This window comes from Paludisphaera mucosa, from assembly GCF_029589435.1.
Lineage (GTDB): Bacteria > Planctomycetota > Planctomycetia > Isosphaerales > Isosphaeraceae > Paludisphaera > Paludisphaera mucosa.
This window is the reverse complement of sequence record NZ_JARRAG010000003.1, coordinates 1-17,366: the sequence shown is the minus strand read 5'-3', so window position 1 is coordinate 17,366 and position 17,366 is coordinate 1. Positions and strand designations below refer to the sequence as shown.

Genomic DNA, 17,366 nt, shown 5'->3' with positions numbered 1-17,366 from the left:
AAAGGCCTTCTCCGAGCGAAGCCGATGGGTGGGCTCGCGGCGGTCGGGATGGGGGCCGGTCAGGTGTCCTCCTACTTGCGGGGGTTCTTGACCGGGTCGTTCTTCGCGGCGTCCTCGTCCACCACGACGTTGTGGCCGTGGGCAATCTTCCAGCCCTCCGGCCCCTTCACGAGCACATAGGTGAGCCGGTCTCGGGCCTTGGGCCGGACTTCGCCATCGGGTGTCGTGAAGCTATCCGCCGTCTCTGTCGCCACAACGACGGCCACGCTGGGGGCGATGTACCGAGTCTCGACGGCATCCAGTTGGTGGCTGTTGTCCTTGAAGATGGTCTGATGAAATGCGGTGGTAGCGGCCATGATTTCATCGCGGCCGTGCCAGTGCATGCCGACGATGTTGACCCACTCCGCATCATCGCGGAAGAGCTTGGCGAGGGCCTCCATGTCGTGGGCGTTCCACGCCTCCGTGAACCCCGCGACCACCTTGCGGACGGCCTGGTCGTCGTCCTTCGAAAGGCCCTTCGCCCCGGGCTGCGGCGAGCCCTCGTTGGGCGTCTGCGCCGCAACGCCTGATGCCGGGGCGAGGGCCGTCACGAGAAGCGTCAGAAGCAATGCGGGGGTCGCGCCAGTCGTCTTCATGGCTGCCTTTCTATTTTCGCGGGGTTTGACGTGGGACCCCGAATCATCCCCGCCCACACGTGCGGAGTCCAGAGCCGTCCTCAGACCCCAAAAAACCGGGCGAAACATAAAGACCGCTTATCGGACCCAAGGGACCGACGATATTCCAGATTATTCAAGGCTCGGCGTCGTCTCGCCGACGGCTTGCTTCTCGGGCCCCCCGCATCGCTCCGAAGACCCCGTAGACGGCGATCAACCCGAGAGAATAGGCGACGAGCGATATGGATGCGGCTTGCTTCCACGCGGGCCCGCCCCGGCCCAGGATCGAGCCCAGGAAGCCCGCGATGGAGACGAAGCCGACGACGCCGCCCGCGATGATCCCCGCGACGCGGAGGTCGCGATCGCGCCCGCAGGCCAGCACGCCCGTCACGGGGCCCCCCAGGATGACCGTGGCGAGGATCGTCGGCTCCGGCCATCCGACGACCAGCCCCATCCAGACCGCCACGGCGGCCACGACGATCATCATCGATCGCAAGCTGAATCGCGGCCTTGGCCCCACGCTTCGTCCTCCCAGCGACCGCTCTCGACATAAGCGATCTATTATCGGACGCACGATTCCGATCGCTCGGACTCCCCTCCGAGGGCCTCTTCGACCCTCGCTTTCCAGGGGTCGCGCCCGGTGCGAAGCCGCCGTGGTCGGATGCTCGGATCGACCTTCCGGCCATGGGCGAGGATTCGAACTCCGGCCGCGTCGTCGGAGATCCGACGGCGACGGAGCGAAAAACGAGGACCCTCGCCGGGACCGGCGTTCAGGGGGATGATGGAGGGGCCGCAGGCGGGGGCGTGGAGAAGCGCCGACGTTCGAACGCTCCCGATCGACGCATCCGTCAGTCGATCGGACGTCGTCGATGAGCCTCCGTCAAGTTCCTCCCGACGATCTTCCGCCCCTTACGTCCGCCGAGTCCCGGCTCGGGCGGCCCGACCGCGCCACACGCCGCCGAGGGCCGACGCGACCAGGCCCATCGCCGAGAGCATCGAACCGGACGGCTCGGGGACCGTGCGGACGCCGGTGAAGGAGGAATCGATGCCCGCGAAGTCGGGCGGGGCGTCGCTGACGGCCAGGTGGACGTCCGTGAATCGTCCGCCGACCGGGATGAGCCCCCCTTCGAAGCGGATCTCCTTGCCGTCGGCCGAGACGGTGATGCTGCTGAAGATGTCCGACGAGCCGACCAGGCCGTCGCCGTCCGCGTCGCCCCAGATCGCGTCGACCGGTCCGCGGACGACGGCGCCCGGATCATCCGTGACGGCGGCCGTGCCGATCAGCCGGAGGGTGAACCCGGTGATGGCGTACCCGGTGTTGTTCCAGACGTGGAACTCGTCGAGGAACGGATCCCGCGGGTCGCCCGACGCGTAGGTGACGATCTCCCCCGGCTCGTCGGCGGTGAAGTAGGCGACGCCGCCGATCAGGTAGCCCGGGTCGTAGAGCGGGAAGTTGTCGTCGGCCCCGCCGAAGCCGGCGACCCGGTTGAACACCGGCTCCAGGATGAGGGCGGCGCGCGCGGGCGGGGAGAGGGACGAGGCCAGCGCGATCGCCGCGATCGCGAGGCCTAGGCGGAGCAGGCTCGAGGCGGGCGGGTTCATGGTCCTTCCTCCGGCCGGGTCGGTCGGGGGATGCATCGGGCGAGCGGGTCGGTCGACGACGGACGCCTCGGTCCGGGCTCGGGCGGCCCGGCCCCGCCGACGCCGGGCGTACCACGCCAGCCCGGCCGCGCCGGCCGACATCAGCCCGGCGCCCGACGGTTCCGGGACCGCCGCCGGGGCGACCGACGCACCGGTGATCTGGTAGACCAACTGGGTATAGACGTAGAGGTTCGGGCCGTCCCCGCTCGGGTCGCCGTTGGCCACGGCGAGGTAGACCCTCAACTCCCGCCCGTCGAAGTCGAGGTAGGTCGCCCCGTCCAGCGGGATCGACACGTCTCCCAGGGGGCGGGAGCCGTCCGCGAAAGTCGCCGCGATTTCGCCGAAGGCGAGCCGGTTCGGCCCGTAGAGCTCGGGCGGGGCGTCCAGCCCGGCGAGCCCGTCCGGGACGGCGTAGAAGGATACGTCGTTCGCCCGCTGAGGCGGGCTGCCCGGCCGGCCCTGCCTTCGGAAGTTCTCCACGTCCAGCTCGTACAGCCCGCCGCCGAGCCGGTGGACCACGCCCCCCGCCGCGTCGAGCAGGACCAGCGCGAGCGGGGCGGGCGGGTGGTACTCGAAGTTCGCGACGCCGGAATACTCGTCCACCGGCGGGACCTCGGGGACGCGGAACGTCGCCCGGAACGACCCACCCCCCAGTCGGGTCAGGTCGAACAGCGGCGGCAGGTCGTCCTCGAATTGGTCGGCGCCGTCCCACCGCGACGAGGAGTAGTCGGAGTCGTCGAAGGCGCCGGTGAAGGTGATGAGATGATCCGCGGCGGCCGGGGCCGGGGCGAGGACGGCCGCGAGGAGTGCGGCGAGCGGGATCATCCGGCGTGGCGGGGATGCGGGCGACGGCATGACACGATCTCCGAGTTCGAATGGTGGTGGCTGGCTGCCTCGACCATCCACGTCTATACTCTCGGCACCTTCCTTCACAATTCATCTAAACAGAGGATGCGCCCATGGGCGAATCGGCCCTCCCGCGGCTGGGCGAAGTGCGACGCGCCCTCCGGGTGGTCGGCGAGTGCCGGGACCTCGGGCATGATCCGGGGGAGTGGAGGCGGCACGCCTGCCTGGGCATCTCCAGGCTGCTCGGGGCCCGGATCGTCTCGGGCATGGAGTGCCGGTGGCGGCGGCCGGCCGGCCCGATCGTCCCGGTCGACTTCATCCAGGTCGGGATGACCCGGGACGAGCACGACCGCTACTTCGACCCGTTCTGCCGGCAGGCCGCCCCGGACGACGACGTCCTGTTCGCGGCGCTGAAGGCGGCCGACCCGGAACCCCACCTCGTCCGGACCCGCCGGCAGGACGTCGCCGACGACGCCTGGTATCGCTGCCGGATGTACGTCGAGTACCACGAGCCCGTCGGGATCGACGACTGCGCCGTGTCCGTGTGGGAGCTGCCCGGCGGCCGGGTGGACCTGGTCGGGCTGCACCGGGACGCCGGCGACCGCGACTTCTCGGGCCGGCAGATGGCGTTGCTCCGGCTCTTCCACGCCGAGCTGGGCCGGCTGATCGGCCCGACGCTGACGTCGCCGGACGACCCGCTCAGCCCGACCCGGCTGCCGCCGCGCCTGCGGCAGACGCTGTCCTGCCTGCTGGAGGGGGACGGCGAGCGGCAGGTGGCCGCGCGGTTGGGCCTGAGCCGCCCGACCGTCCATCAGTACGTGACCGCCTTATATCGCCGCTACGGCGTCGAGAGCCGGGCCGAGCTCCTCGCCCGGTTCATCCGCCGCCCTCCCCTCCCCGGCGGCGACGCCCCCGGAGGATCGATGGATTAAGGCGACGCAACCCCCATTATCGGACGTCGCCGCGGCGGGTCAGAAGGCGCGGACCATGCGACGCGGCCGGGGGCGGCCATTACGTTTCCCTCGTCAAATCGAATCCGCCCGTCGGAGCAATGGGTCGACGCTGCCGGCGATCAAAGGCTCCCTCATTCAGGGAGATTGATCTCCTCGCCGCCCGCTTTGGCGATGAACGGCCTAGGCGGGCCGCCCGAGGGGCGGATCGAAGGTCGAAACAATCGACGCATTTCAACGTCTGCAAACATTACGCCCATTATCGGGCCCCGGCGCGAGGGCCGAGTCGGCGACTCCTTTCGCCCCCGGCTCAGGACGCGCTCGCACTCCGCGGACGCCGGAAATACGATGACGAGAACCTCCCCCGCGTCTCGCGCCTCCAGGAGCCGAATGATCGCCGAACCCATGGGATACAACCATGCGGGCGAAGTGGCGGCGCGCGTTCACCCTCGTCGAGCTGCTGGTCGTCGTATTCATCGTCGCGATCCTCTTGGCCCTGATCCCGCCGGCCGTCCAGGCGGCCCGCGAAGCCGCCCGTCGGGCCCGATGCGCCAACGACCTGAGGCAGGTCGGCCTGGCCGTCCACGGCTATCACGCTGCCAACGACGTGATCGTGCCCGGGCGCATCGTGGTGCTCGGCGCCCCGCCGGGCACGCCCCTCGTCGCGGACACCGGGCGGCCTGAGGATCAGGCGACGCCCTGGACCGTGCTCCTGCCGCCCTAACTGGAACAGGGCCCCCTCGCCGACGCCTACAACTACGACGTCGGCTCGATCGGCCGACGGGGGCTGGGCCTGACGCTCAACTCGACCGTGACGTCGACCTCGCTCGGCGTTTACCAATGCCCGGGCGACGCCCCTCGGACGTTCGTCGCGCCGGCCGTGCTGCCGGGGGCCCGGGAGGCGGCGGCCGAGCAGGCGCGGGGGAACTACGGCGTCAACTGGGGCGACGACATCTACGGCCAGCTGGCCGGCCTCCGCGGGGACGGCCTGTACGACTGGCGGCCGTCCCCTTCGGCCAGGCCGGCGACGTCCGGTTCGCGGCGGTGCGGGACGGACTGGACGACGCCGCGTTCGTCTCGGAGCTGCTCCAAGGGCGGGCCTCCGACATGCGGGGGGCGGCCTGGCTGAGCTATCCGGGATGCAACTCGTACATGAGCAGCCTCACGCCCAACGGGTCGACGAATCGCGCGATGGGCTACGAACGCGACGTGCTCCATCACCCGTCGGCCTGCGTCGACGAGCCCGGTCGAGGGCTGGCCTGCGAGGGCGACCCGGACGGCGTCCTGTCGAGATGGTCGCCGCCGCCGCCCGGAGGGCCGGAGAAGCCCCCGGCCCGGGCCGGGGGGCCGTCGCCCGGGGGTGGAATGTAGGATCTCCGCCACCCCTGTTTCGCGGAGGCCACGACGTGCATCGGCGACCTCGCCGGGCGCGTTTCCCGGCACTGGGACGGGGGGCGGCTTCGTCCGTGAGCTAAGACTTCCTGATAGAGGGATCCTAAGAACATACGCACTCGACCGCGCCGGGAGAGGCGGGATGCGATGACGAGCCGCACGACGACGGTGCGGCGGCCGCCGAGTCGATGGGCCCTCTCCGGAGCCGGACATGGACATCCCCAGTTGGCCGGCGGGCTTCGAGGGCGTGGCTCGCGATGCAGGCCCGATCCCGCCGCCGTCGACGCGCGACCGGCCGCGACGTCGCACGCCGGCGATGCGCCGGACGCCGACGGAGACGGCCTCGTGGATCGGATCGCAGGCCGATCCCCCGCAACGAGCCGGGAGCGGGCCGCACCGCCGGATCGCCGGGCCGGTCCGGATGCCGGAGGCGGGCGAGGCGTTCCTGGGCTTCCGGCTGGTCGCCGAGCTGGGCCGGGGCAGCTTCGCGCGGGTCTTCCTGGCGAACCAGGGGGAGCTGGCCGACCGGCCGGTCGTCCTGAAGGTCGCCTGCGCGCTGGAGGGCGAGACCTGGACCCTGGCCCGGCTCCAGCACACGCACGTCGTGCCGATCTACTCGGTCCACCGGTCCGAGCGGCTCCAGGCGTTCTGCATGCCCTACCTCGGGCCGACGACGCTCGCCGACGTGCTCGCCGACGTCGCCGGGCGCGACGAGCCGCCGGGCTCGGGGAGGGACCTGCTGGAGACCTTGCAGGCGCGGAGCCGGGCCCGATTCGAAGCGGCCGAGGCGACGTCGCGCGAGGCCGGGCCCGCGTCGGAGGGGGCCGCGGCCCCGCCCCCCCGGCCGCCCCAGGAGCGGGCGGCGAGCGGCATGGCCCAGGTCACCCGCCGGATGCTGGAAGGCATGAGCTACATCGAAGCGGCCCTATGGATCCTCTCCTGCCTGGCCGACGGCCTGGGCCACGCCCACGAGCGAGGGATCCTGCACCGCGACCTGAAGCCCGCGAACGTCCTGATCACCGACGAGGGGCAGCCGCTGCTGCTGGACTTCAACCTCTCGCAGGACGAGTCGACGACGGGACGTCCCCGGGCCGTCGGGGGGACGCTCCCGTACATGAGCCCGGAGCACCTCGACGCCTTCCGCGGGGCCGACCGCCGGGTGGACGCGCGCAGCGACCTCTATTCGCTCGGCGTGATCCTCTACGAGCTGCTGACCGGCCGGCCCCCCTTCGCCGGGCGGGCGGGGATGCCGGCCCCCGAGCTGGTCGCCCGCATGATCGAGGATCGGACGGGCCCGCCGCCGGACCCTCGGCCCTGGAACCACGCCGTCTCGCCGGCCGTGGCGTCGATCGTGCGCCACTGCCTGGAGCCGGATCCCGACCGCCGCTACCAGACGGCCGGGGAGCTGCGCGAGGACCTCCGCCGGCAGATCGAGCACCGCCCGCTGCGGTACGCCGCCGACGCGTCGCCCCGGGAGCGGCTGGGCAAATGGGCGCGCCGCCATCCTCGGCTGACCTCGCCGGGCACTCTGGCGGCCCTCGCCGTGACGTTGGCGGTGGCCCTGGCCGGCGGCCTGGGGTTGGGGGCGCACCGGGCGGGGATGCGGGAGCGGGCTCGCGAGGCGCGGGCGCGGTTCGCCCGGGACTTCGACGAGGCGCGGTCGGCCCTGAACTCGTCCGGCGTCGACGCCTCGCGCCGACGCGAGGGGATCGACGCGTGCCGTCGGGCGCTGGGGCTCGGCCCGGGCGGAGGGGGCCCGTCGCGGGACGTCGCGGACCCGGGCTCCTACCTCGACCTCGACGCGCGGGGACGATGGACGCAGGATCGGGGCGAGGCCTTCTGGCTGCTGGCGCAGGCGACCTGGCTGGAGGCGGCCGAGCGCGGCGACGACGAACGGGCCGAGGCCGAGGTCCGCCGGGCGCTGGCCTGGAACCGCGAGGCCGAGGCCTGCCACCCGGACGGCGGCGTCCCGGCGGCGCTCTGGTCGCAGCGGGCCGAGCTGCTCGCCCGGCTCGGCCGCGCCGGGGAGGCCCGGGCCTTCGCGGCCCGAGCGGCCGCGGCGCCGCCGCTCACGGCCCGCGACCATTATCTGGCCGCCGTCGACCACGCCGTCCGCGGCCGGTTCGAGGCGGCGTTGGGGCCGCTCCGCGAGGCGACGCGGCTCGACCCGGGGCTCTGGTGGCCCTGGTCCCTCCGGGGCGTCTGCCACGATCGGCTCGGACAGGACGTCGACGCGTTGGGCTGCTACCAGGCCTGCATCGCCCTGCGCCCGGCCGACCCCTGGCCGCACTTCAACCGCGGCCTCGTCCACCTCCGCCGCCGCGAGCCCGCCCGCGCCCTGGCCGACTTCGACGAGGCCCTCCGGCAGGCTCCCGGGCGGCCCGACGTCCTCCTGGACCGCGCCCTGGCGCTGCACCAACTGGGCCGGTACGGCGAGGCGGTCCGGGACGTCGACCTCGCCCTCGAACGCGGGGCCGGCCCGGCCCGGGCCGTCTTCATGAGGGCCCGGATCCGCGGCGACGCCGGCGACGCCGAGGGGGCGAGGCGCGACCGCGAGCTGGGGATGACTTTCCGGCCGACCGACGAGCCGGGCTGGATCGCCCGCGGCCTGGCCCGGGCCGACTCGGACCCCGACGGGGCGCTGGAGGACTTCCGGCAGGCGCTCCGCCTGGACCCCCGATCGCTCGCCGCCTTGCAGAACTCGGCCCACGTCCTCTCCCGGACGCCGGAGCGGGCCGAGGAGGCGATCCGGCTGCTGGGGCGGGCCCTGGAGGCGTTCCCCGACTACGTGCCGGCCCGGAGCGGGAGGGGCGTCCTGCTGGCCCGCCTGGGGCGGCGCGAGGAGGCCCTCGCCGACGCCGAGGGGGCCCTCTCGCGAGACTCCTCGCCGGCGACGCTGTACCAGCTCGCGGGCGTCTACGCCCAGACGTCGCGACGGGAGCCCGGCGACGCCGCGGCCGCCCTGGGACTCCTCTCCCGCGCCCTCCGCGGCGGGTTCGGCTGGGACCTCGTCGCCGTGGACCCGGACCTCGACCCGATCCGCGCCCGCCCCGAGTTCGCACGCTGGCAGCGGGCGGCGTCGCCCCCCGGGCCGGCCGTCTCCCCCTCGCTCGGGAAACGATGACCTAGGATCAAGATGTTCAGAAACGTCAGGGGTGACCCCATGAGATTCACCGTCGTCGCGTCGCCTAGTATCCCGAGCGACGGCCTCCAGGGGGCCTGGGACACACTCGACCGCTACGCCCAGGCCCTCCAGGCCGAGGTCGAGACGGCCGGCCAGATCCGCCTCAGCCTGGAGGCGGTGCGCGAGGGGACCCGGTCCGACCTGGTGCTCTGGCACCCGGGGACGGGGTCCGAGCCCCCGCTGCACGCCGGCCGGGCCGAGGCCGCGCCCGAGCGGATCGCGCGGATCGCGCGCTCGCTGCCGCTCGACGGGGCCGATTCCCGCCTGCTCCGCGGGGTGGGGATCCCGGGGCCCGCGCCGGGGGACCCGGAGGCCCCGGCGCACGTCGCCATGCTGCGCGTCAGCCGGACGCTCGGCAGCTGGATCGTCGCGATCCGGTTCGAGCCGGCCCGCCCCTTCCGGCCCGTCGACCTGAAGGTCGTCAGCCTGGCCCGGCGGCTGCTGCTGAACCACCGCTACCACCTGCACGTGTACGAGCGGTTGCGGGAGTCCCTCTTCGGCCTGGTCCACTGCCTGACGGCGGCCATCGACGCCAAGGACCCCCACACCTGCGGCCACAGCGAGCGGGTCGCGCGGATCGGCCAGCGGATCGGCGTGCAGATGGGACTCCCCGGGCCCCTGCTCAACGACCTCTACCTGGCGGGCCTGCTCCACGACATCGGCAAGATCGGCGTCCGGGACGACATCCTCAAGAAGGCGGGACCGTTGACGACCGAGGAGTTCGCGCACGTCCAGGCCCACCCCGTCATCGGGGAACGGCTCGTCTCCAGCATCCACCAGCTCGCCCACCTGCGGCCCGGGATCCGCAATCACCACGAGCGGTACGACGGCCAGGGGTATCCCGACAAGCTCGCCGGGGAGGCGATCCCGCTGATGGCCCGGGTCCTGGCGGTGGCCGACTCGTGCGACGCGATGATGTCGGACCGGCCTTATCGGCCCGGGCTCCCCGCCGCCCGGATCGAGCGGATCATGGCCGACGGCTCGGGGACGCAGTGGGATCCGGCCGTCGTCCGGGCGTTCATGGCATGCCGCCGCGATCTCTACTCGACGCTCCAGCAAGGCCTGGGCGAGTCGGTCGAGGCGGCGGTCGAGCACACCCTGGGCGTCGGCATGGCCGGCGCGTCCGTCGTGTCGGCGAGGGGAGGCGTCCGATGAAGCGGAATCGCCATGCTCGCCGCCGCTCGCGGCCCCGGGCGGATCGGCTCGAGTCCCGCGACGTCCCGGCCGCGTTCGGCAACGCCTGGCCCATGCCGATGGCCATGTCGATCAGCTTCGTCCCCGACGGGACCCTGATCGGTCCCTACGCCAGCGACCTCCAGGAGGCCGCCCCGGCGGCCTGGGGCCCCGACTGGCAGCTCAAGATCCTGGGCGCCTTCCAGACGTGGGCCTCCCACACCGGCATGAACTTCTCGCTCAACCCCGACGGGGGCCAGCCGCTGGGGAGCCCGGGGTTCGCGACGACCTCGGCCCAGTTCGGCGACGTCCGCGTGGCGGCCCACCCGATGCCGCTCGACGTGGTCGCCTACTCGATCCCCTTCGACGGCTCGGCGGGCACCTGGTCCGGCGACCTGATCCTTAACAGCGCCTACGCCGGGACGACCCCGGGCGTGCCGGCCGTCGACCTCTACTCGGTCGTGCTCCACGAGGCCGGCAACCTCCTGGGGTTCCCCGACAGCGAGGACCCGCGCTCGCCCCTCTTCGACTTCTACCGGGACCGGAATTCCGAGCTGCAGCCGGACGACGTCCGGGCCCTCCGGGAACTCTACGGCTCCCGCCCGCCCGACCGCTACGAGGGCCCGGCCGGCAACGACTCCCCCGCCACGGCGACCCCGATCGTCGTCGGCCCCTGGGGGCCGGCCGAGGCCGTCCTGGCCGACCTGGGCCCCGGCGACGTCGACGTCTTCCGCGTCACGGCGCCCGAGGGGGCGGCGCACCTGCAGTTCCGCGTGATGACCCGGTGGATCAGCCTCATGACCTCGCAGGTGACCGTCCGCGACGACCGGGGCCGGGTCGTGGGCTCCGCCGCCTCCGCCGGGCCCAAGGCCGGCTGGGTCGACGTGGACGTCGTCGGGCCGGCCGCCGGCCGCGACTACTTCGTGGAGGTGCGGGGGGCGCGGGGCGACGCGTTCGACGTCGGCTCCTACGCCCTGGTGGTCGACTCGGCCGCCGGGGCGTTCGAGGCGCTCGATCGGCTCAAGCTCGAGGAGCTCGGGTCGATGTACTTCATGTCCCATTTCGAGAACGGCCTGCCGAGCACCACGGCCGACTGGGCGCCCTTGCTGGACATCCTCTACCGGACCCCGCCCCAGGGACACCCCGCGGCCTACACCGAGGCCCTCGGCCGGGTGGTCGACGCATCGCTGGCCTCCCTCGGGGGGGCGCCCTTCAATTACGACGCCTTCCTGAAGCTCGGCGAGCAGGTCACCCAGTCCTACCCCGATACGCTCCTCGAGCCCGGCATGATCCCCGCCCTGCTGTCGGCGCTCGACGAGCGGGGGGCGCTCAACGGCCTGATGCGCGACCTGTGGGTCCGGACCGACCTCCGGGGATTCCTGAAAGAGATGCTCACGTCGGGATCCCTCGACCAGGCGTTCGAGGGCATGCTGGCCTCGGGCGACCTGTACGACCTCGCCCGCGAGCTCTGGGCCTCGCCCGAAGTCCGCGGCGAGCTGCTGGGCCTCATCGACTCCGGGGGCCTGGACCCCCTGCTGTTCCGTCTGCAAGAGACCGGGAGCCTCGACGACCTGATCTCCAAGGTGCTCCCCGATGTGGATCCGGGGCCGTCCGACGCGGCCGGCCTCCGCCGGATCGCGAGCGACCTGCTCGCGCGCTTCGACCAATGGGGGGCCGACGACGAGGTGCTGGGGGAGTTCCTCCAGGGCCTGACGGGCGAGAGGGGGGCCTCGGCCGAGTTCCGGAAGCTCCTCGGGTCGGGGGCGTTGGACGAGTTGGGCCAGGCGATGCTCGGATCGCGCCCCCTGAGCCACCTGACCGCGGCCTTCCTGTCGGCCGCGTGGCGGCACGATCCGACGGTCATGGCCGTCCTGTACCGGGCCTTCACCCCGACCCCGAACCCCGACTTCGCGACGGCCCGGGAGCTGCTGCCCTACTCCAACTCGCCCGACGTCCGGGGCCGCCACCTGGTCGCGATGGCGACCACGGACGACGCCAGGACGACCACCGTCAGCAAGGTCGTGGTCCCCACGTTCGGCGGCCGGGCGCCGGCGACGATGCTCGTCACGGCGCGGGAGATCATGGCCGCCGCGACCCGGCCCTTGCTGAAGGTCTACGACGGCGATGGTCGGGCGGTCGACTTCGAGGTGCTGGACGCCGGCCCCGACGACTACATCGTCCAGGTCCGGAACCCCGTCGCCGGCGCGACCTACTACATCCAGCTCACGCAGGGCGGCGTGGGCGGCGGCTCGGTCCCGTCGACCTATCTCCTGGACGCCTACTTCGGCGACGAACGCGTCGACCTCGAGCCGGTCGCGGCCGGGGACGTAGACGCCGGGAACCAGGTCCGGGCGACCTACGTGGCGTCCGAGACCCAGATCGTCCACTGGCTCCTCTCGGCGCGCGGGGCGGGGCCGGGCTCGGGCTCGATCCGACTCCAGGTCGTGGACGAGTCGGGCGCGGTCGTCTACGGCGCGACGGCCCGCGTGGGCGAGGACGTCGGGGTCGTCGTCCACCTCCCCGTCGGGGCCTATACGCTCCTCGTGGCGGGCCTCCCCGGCGAGGGAGGCACGGCTTCGGCCCTGAGCTATGAACTGCGAGGCAACATCTTGAGCGATTCGATCAACCCCTACCCCGCGGACGCGTCGTTACGCCCGGTCGACGCGATCGCGGCGACGGCCGAATCGGCCGAGCCTCGGGGCGCGCGGGCCGCCGGCGGCGTCGGGATCGCGACGATCGGGCCGATCAGCGCCCCCCACCTCAACAGCTTCGGGGCGGAGGGGCCCGCCGTGGCCGGCCTGGTGTCGGTCGCCCGCGGCCTCGGGGCCGCCCTGGCCGCCGCGCCCCCGACGGGCCTCGACCCCGCCGCGAGGTCGGACGTCGCGGGGCGGGGAACGGAACCGGCCCGCGCCGGCGAAGCGCCGAAGCCCGACGACGCGCCCCGGGCGAGGCCGGCGGCCGGGGTCGCGAGCGTCGTCCCCGCCGCGCCGGCGCGGCGGGGACGCGATCCAGCCGTCCCGCCGACCGCCGACTCCGAGACCGCCGTCTTCGACGCGCTCGAGGCCGTCGCGAGGCTCCCCCACGACCTGGCGGTCGAGGCCATCGACGGCGCCAGGGAGATGGCCGGGGGGGGGCCCGCGGAGCTGGCGGCGGCGATCGGCCTCTTCGCCGGCGGGGCGAGCCGCCTCGTCGTCCACCGCCGCTCGCGCGGGCCGGCGCCGCGCGGGCCCGTCGCCTCGTTCCGCGGCGAGCGGCGGCGATCCGGGCGATCCGACCCCCTCCTGCCCCGGCGCGTGCTGATCGTCCGGTCGTCGTCGCGGAGGGGGGCCGACCTCGCCTTCCGGCGCTGGCTGGAGGCCGACGGGGTCGAGGTCCACGAGGCGACGGGCCGGACCTGGGAGGCGTGGCCGAGCCCGGGCCCGGACGTCATCCTGCTGGAGCACGGACCCGGAACGACGACGGGCGCGGACCTGCTCTTCCGGATCGGCCAGTCGCCCTCGACCGCGACGACGCCCATCATCGTCTTCTCCGACGCCGCCTCCGGCGAGATCGCCGCGGCGGCGGCGGCGGAGGGGCTCGACCTCGGCGCCGCCGACGTCCTGCCGCGGTCGATCACCCCGGAGGAGTTCCGCGCCCGCCTCCGCAGGGCGATGCGGGATCGCCGCCAGGTCGAGAGGCTGGAACACGAGGCGGCGAGCGACGGGCTGACCGGGCTGTCCAACCGAGCGGCCTTGCAGGCCCGGTTGGACGGCGCGTGGGCCGACTGCCGACGCGCCGGGAGGCCCCTGGGCCTGCTTGTGGCCGATCTCGACCACTTCAAGCGCGTGAACGACACCTGCGGCCACCCCGCCGGCGACCAGGTCCTGCGACGGGTGGCGGCCGCGCTGGCCGACGAGGTCGGCGCCGCGGGCTTCGCGGCCCGCTACGGGGGCGAGGAGTTCGTCGTCGTCGCCCCGGGATGCGACCGCGCCGGCTTGATGCGGATCGCCGAGCGGCTCCGCCGCCGCATCGGCGGCCTGAGGCTCGACGATCTCCGCCTCCCCTGCCGCGTCACGATCAGCGTCGGCGCAGCCTGGGCCCGCACCCTGGATCCATCGGGTTCCCAGCAGCTCCTGACCCAGGCGGACCGGGCCCTTTACGAGGCCAAAGCCGCCGGTCGCGACGCCGTACGCATGGCCGACGGTGTCGCCGTCCCAGGGTAAAGCCGTTCCTGCGCTTCCTCGCGGCGGTGGGCGCGAGGTCACGTCGCCGTCCGCGCTCGCAGATCGCCGACGCCAAGATCGGAGGCGGCCGGCGGCGGGGTTCCGCATCGCTGAGAAAAGGGCGGAACTTCGCCTTGGCGCGTGGGTCCGATTAATAGGGTTGATGAATCCCTCGTTCGCAGGGCTTGAGCGTTCCGGCGCATTCTCCACGAGCGGCAAAGCCGTACGGCCGCGAACAGAAGAGCCGTCAACGGACCCAGCGGCGAGCGTCCGATCCCACCCCCCTTTCCAGTTCCGAGGGCCGGGACCACCAAGAGTCCGATCTTGGGGATGATGGTTCCAGGCGTCCGGTCGTGCGGATCGCGCCGTCATCATCGCCTCCGACCGGCCGCGCCTTCTCCTCGTAGGCGTCGGGCCAGGCGGCCCCGGCGCGACGAGGTCGAATCGCGCGAGGACGCTGGGCTCCCTCGAAAACGCTCGGCTCCCTCGAAGGAGGACCTCTCCGCCGCATCCCTCCTCGGCGGGCGGGTCGCCCCGTGCGCACTTCCGTAACAGTATGTAAACCCCGCTTCCATCCTTGGTCCGTCCGGTCTATCTTTAGACTGAATGGTCTAAACGAGGGGGGGCGAACACATGACCGAACGAGTCGACGTCGGGTCCATCCGCCGGGCCCAGGTCGTGGAGGCGGCGTGTCGGGTGATCCACCGCAAGGGAATCCAGGGCGCCTCGCTCGCGGAGATCGAGCAGGAGGCCGAAGTCAGCCGCGGGGTCCTGACGTACCACTTCCCGTCCAAGGAGGCCATCATCCTCGCCGTCTTCGACGCGACGATCGCCCGGATGGAGGCGGGGGCCGACGCGGACCTGGCGGCGGCGAAGTCCGGCTGGGAGCGGCTGGAGACGGTCCTCGACTTCGTGCTGAACCGCAAGCCGGCGAACGACGAGTTCGACTATCTGAACTACACCTTCCTGGCCCAGATGTCCCATCGCGAGGACTTCCGGACCCGGCTGGCCGCCGTGAACGCCGACATCCGACGCCGCATCGCCGAGGACCTGTCCGAGGAGGCCGGGCGGGCCGGGCTCGGGCCCGGCGAGGTGCGGGCGCTCGCCGCCGTGGTCCACGCGGCGATGAGCGGCCTGATCATGCAGCTGAACGTCGACCCCGGGGCGATCGACCGGGCGGCGGCGCACCGCGCCCTGAGGGCGATGATCCTCGGGATCCTGGGTCGCGACGGGGCGGAGCCCAGGGGGGCCGGGCGTCCGCGAGCCCGGCGGCGGGTCGAGAAGCCGGGCGGGTGAACGATGCGTCCGCCGGCGCGGCGCCGGTCGGTCGATCGGGCGGGGGTCTCGGGGTTCACGGGTCGCGAAAGGCCGAGGTGGCGTCATGTGGCGGATCGCGCTGAAGATGCTGATGGGCGACACGGCGAAGTTCTGCGGGATCCTCCTGGGCCTGACCTTCGCGGCGCTGCTGATCATGCAGCAGGGGGCGATCTTCTGCGGCCTGATGCGGCGCACCGCCGGCCAGATCAACGGCGTCTCGGGCGTCGACCTCTGGGTGATGGACCCCAACGTCCGGCACATCGACGACGTCAAGGCGATGATGGAGAGCAACCTCCACCGCGTCCGCGGCGTCGAGGGGGTGGAGTGGGCCGTCCCGCTCTACAAGGGTTCGGGCCGGGCCAAGCTGAACACGACCGACGCCCGCGGCGAGCCGGTCACGATCATCGAGTCCGTGGTCCTCCTCGGCCTCGACGACACCACGCTGGTGGGGGCGCCGACGCCCGGAGACGTCATCGCCGGCGACCTCCTCGACCTGCGGACGCCCGACGCGATCGTCATCGACAAGATGCAGCTCCCCAAGTACTACCCCGGCGAGCCGTGGGAGGACCTGGAGGCGCTGGGGGACGCCTTCTACGACCGGTTCCTCGGCCGCGAGATGGAGATGAACGACCACCGCGCGACGATCGTGGGCGTCTGCAAGGCCGCCCCCACCTTCGGCTCGAACGCGGTCGTCTACACGACGTACGGCCGCGCCAAGCAGTTCGTCGCCCAGGAGCGCAAGGTCCTCAGCTTCATCCTGGTCCGGACGGACCGCTCGTGGAAGGCCGAGGACGTCGCGGCCGCCATCCGCTCCAAGACCGGCCTCGGCGCCTACAGCTCGCAGGAGTTCGCCCGCAAGACGATCCTCTTCTTCCTCATGAACACGGGCATCGTGATCAACTTCGGGATCACCTCGCTGCTCGGCCTGTTCGTCGGGACGGCGATCGCCGGGCAGACCTTCTATCTCTTCACGGTGGACAACCTGAAGCAGTTCGGCGCGCTCAAGGCGATGGGCGCGACCAACGCGCGGATCGTCGGGATGATCCTCCTCCAGGCGGCCGTCGTGGGACTGATCGGATACGGCCTGGGCGTCGGCGTCTCGACCTTCGTGGCCGATCGGGCGAACGCCGGGGGCGGCGAGATCCAGTTCTACGTCTGGTGGCCGCTCCTGCCGGCCACCGCGGCGGTGGTCGTCTTCATCTGCATCTTCTCCAGCCTGCTGTGCATCCGTCGCGTGATGGTGCTGGAGCCGGCGGTCGTCTTCCGGGCCTGAGGTCGGGCCCCCTTCGAGAGCGAGGTCCCCGAATGACGCAGATCCTGGAAGCCGCGACCGCGGTCGAGCCCCCGGGCGACGGGGCGGGCCTGGCCGTGAGGGTCCGCGGCCTGACCAAGCATTTCGGCTCCGGGTCCCAGCGGGTCGCCGCGCTGCGAGGGGTCGATTGGGACGTGTACGCCGGCCAATTGTCGATGATCGTGGGCCCCTCCGGCTGCGGCAAGACGACGCTGCTGTCGGTCGTCGCCGGAGTCCTGGACGGCGACGAAGGGGAGGTGTCGGTCTTCGGCCGCGACCTGGGGTCGATGAGCGATCGCGTCAAGACCCGGTTCCGCGCCGAGAGCATCGGCTTCGTCTTCCAGCAGTACAACCTCCTGCCGTCGCTCACGGCCGCCGAGAACGCGGCGACGCCCCTGGTCCTGTCGGGCCGGCCGTGGGCCGGGGCCGTGCGTCGGGGCCGCGAGGTCCTGGAGGCGCTCGGGATGGCCGGACGGTCCGAGAGCCTGCCCCGTCAGCTCTCCGGCGGCCAGCAGCAGCGGGTCGCGATCGCCCGGGCCCTCGTCCACGAGCCGGCCCTCCTGGTCTGCGACGAGCCCACCGCGGCCCTCGACCACGAGACCGGCCGCACGGTGATGGAGCTGCTGCGCGAGGCGGTCGTCCGCCCCGGCCGCGCCGTCGTCGTGGTGACGCACGACGACCGGATCTTCCACTACGGCGACCGCATCGTCCACATGG

12 protein-coding genes are annotated in these 17,366 nt (G+C 72.7%); 9 read left to right on the top strand and 3 right to left on the bottom strand.

From position 1 onward, the window contains the following. Window positions 1–71 precede the first annotated feature (71 nt). From PZE19_RS30340 to PZE19_RS30330, 3 genes are all read right to left on the bottom strand, one after another. Complete coding sequence (locus PZE19_RS30340) at window positions 72–635, bottom strand: SgcJ/EcaC family oxidoreductase (protein WP_277864414.1); 564 nt, start codon at window positions 633–635, stop codon at window positions 72–74. A 154-nt stretch (window positions 636–789) separates the two neighbouring features. Further along, window positions 790–1,149, bottom strand: a complete 360-nt coding sequence (locus PZE19_RS30335; RefSeq protein ID WP_277864413.1) for a hypothetical protein — start codon at window positions 1,147–1,149, stop codon at window positions 790–792. Window positions 1,150–1,562: 413 nt separating this feature from the next. Beyond that, window positions 1,563–3,149: a PEP-CTERM sorting domain-containing protein gene (locus PZE19_RS30330; RefSeq protein WP_277864412.1), complete on the bottom strand. Its 1,587-nt coding sequence runs from the start codon at window positions 3,147–3,149 to the stop codon at window positions 1,563–1,565. A 104-nt stretch (window positions 3,150–3,253) separates the two neighbouring features. On the opposite strand from PZE19_RS30330, the gene PZE19_RS30325 reads away from it, so the two are divergent. The 9 genes from PZE19_RS30325 to PZE19_RS30285 all read left to right on the top strand — a co-directional run. Then, a complete protein-coding gene (locus tag PZE19_RS30325; RefSeq protein WP_277864411.1) occupies window positions 3,254–4,072 on the top strand; it encodes a helix-turn-helix transcriptional regulator in 819 nt (272 codons plus the stop codon). A gap of 436 nt (window positions 4,073–4,508) precedes the next feature. Beyond that, window positions 4,509–4,814, top strand: a complete 306-nt coding sequence (locus tag PZE19_RS30320) for a type II secretion system protein (RefSeq protein WP_277864410.1) — start codon at window positions 4,509–4,511, stop codon at window positions 4,812–4,814. 320 nt (window positions 4,815–5,134) lie between these two features. After that, a complete protein-coding gene (locus tag PZE19_RS30315; protein WP_277864409.1) occupies window positions 5,135–5,461 on the top strand; it encodes a hypothetical protein in 327 nt (108 codons plus the stop codon). Between the two features lie 232 nt (window positions 5,462–5,693). Then, window positions 5,694–8,606 carry a protein kinase domain-containing protein gene (locus PZE19_RS30310; protein WP_277864408.1) on the top strand — a complete coding sequence of 971 codons (2,913 nt, stop codon included), beginning with the start codon at window positions 5,694–5,696 and terminating at the stop codon, window positions 8,604–8,606. A 39-nt stretch (window positions 8,607–8,645) separates the two neighbouring features. Beyond that, complete coding sequence (locus PZE19_RS30305; RefSeq protein ID WP_277864407.1) at window positions 8,646–9,821, top strand: HD-GYP domain-containing protein; 1,176 nt, start codon at window positions 8,646–8,648, stop codon at window positions 9,819–9,821. Next, complete coding sequence (locus PZE19_RS30300) at window positions 9,818–14,041, top strand: diguanylate cyclase (protein WP_277864406.1); 4,224 nt, start codon at window positions 9,818–9,820, stop codon at window positions 14,039–14,041. Before PZE19_RS30305 ends, PZE19_RS30300 begins: the two co-directional genes overlap by 4 nt. Before the next feature lie 633 nt (window positions 14,042–14,674). After that, complete coding sequence (locus PZE19_RS30295; RefSeq protein ID WP_277864405.1) at window positions 14,675–15,337, top strand: TetR/AcrR family transcriptional regulator; 663 nt, start codon at window positions 14,675–14,677, stop codon at window positions 15,335–15,337. A gap of 85 nt (window positions 15,338–15,422) precedes the next feature. Then, entirely contained in the window at window positions 15,423–16,631 is a 1,209-nt protein-coding gene (locus tag PZE19_RS30290) for an FtsX-like permease family protein (protein WP_277864404.1), read from the top strand. A gap of 32 nt (window positions 16,632–16,663) precedes the next feature. After that, on the top strand, window positions 16,664–17,366 hold a 703-nt coding region (locus PZE19_RS30285; protein ID WP_277864403.1), incomplete at its 3' end, for an ABC transporter ATP-binding protein.

Excerpts from the sequence above, each read along its gene's own strand:
- PZE19_RS30340 (WP_277864414.1), bottom strand. The coding sequence starts at position 635 with ATGAAGACGACTGGCGCGACCCCCGCATTGCTTCTGACGCTTCTCGTG.
- PZE19_RS30330 (WP_277864412.1), bottom strand. The coding sequence starts at position 3,149 with ATGCCGTCGCCCGCATCCCCGCCACGCCGGATGATCCCGCTCGCCGCA.
- PZE19_RS30325 (WP_277864411.1), top strand. The coding sequence starts at position 3,254 with ATGGGCGAATCGGCCCTCCCGCGGCTGGGCGAAGTGCGACGCGCCCTC.
- PZE19_RS30320 (WP_277864410.1), top strand. The coding sequence starts at position 4,509 with ATGCGGGCGAAGTGGCGGCGCGCGTTCACCCTCGTCGAGCTGCTGGTC.
- PZE19_RS30310 (WP_277864408.1), top strand. The coding sequence starts at position 5,694 with ATGGACATCCCCAGTTGGCCGGCGGGCTTCGAGGGCGTGGCTCGCGAT.
- PZE19_RS30305 (WP_277864407.1), top strand. The coding sequence starts at position 8,646 with ATGAGATTCACCGTCGTCGCGTCGCCTAGTATCCCGAGCGACGGCCTC.
- PZE19_RS30300 (WP_277864406.1), top strand. The coding sequence starts at position 9,818 with ATGAAGCGGAATCGCCATGCTCGCCGCCGCTCGCGGCCCCGGGCGGAT.
- PZE19_RS30295 (WP_277864405.1), top strand. The coding sequence starts at position 14,675 with ATGACCGAACGAGTCGACGTCGGGTCCATCCGCCGGGCCCAGGTCGTG.
- PZE19_RS30290 (WP_277864404.1), top strand. The coding sequence starts at position 15,423 with ATGTGGCGGATCGCGCTGAAGATGCTGATGGGCGACACGGCGAAGTTC.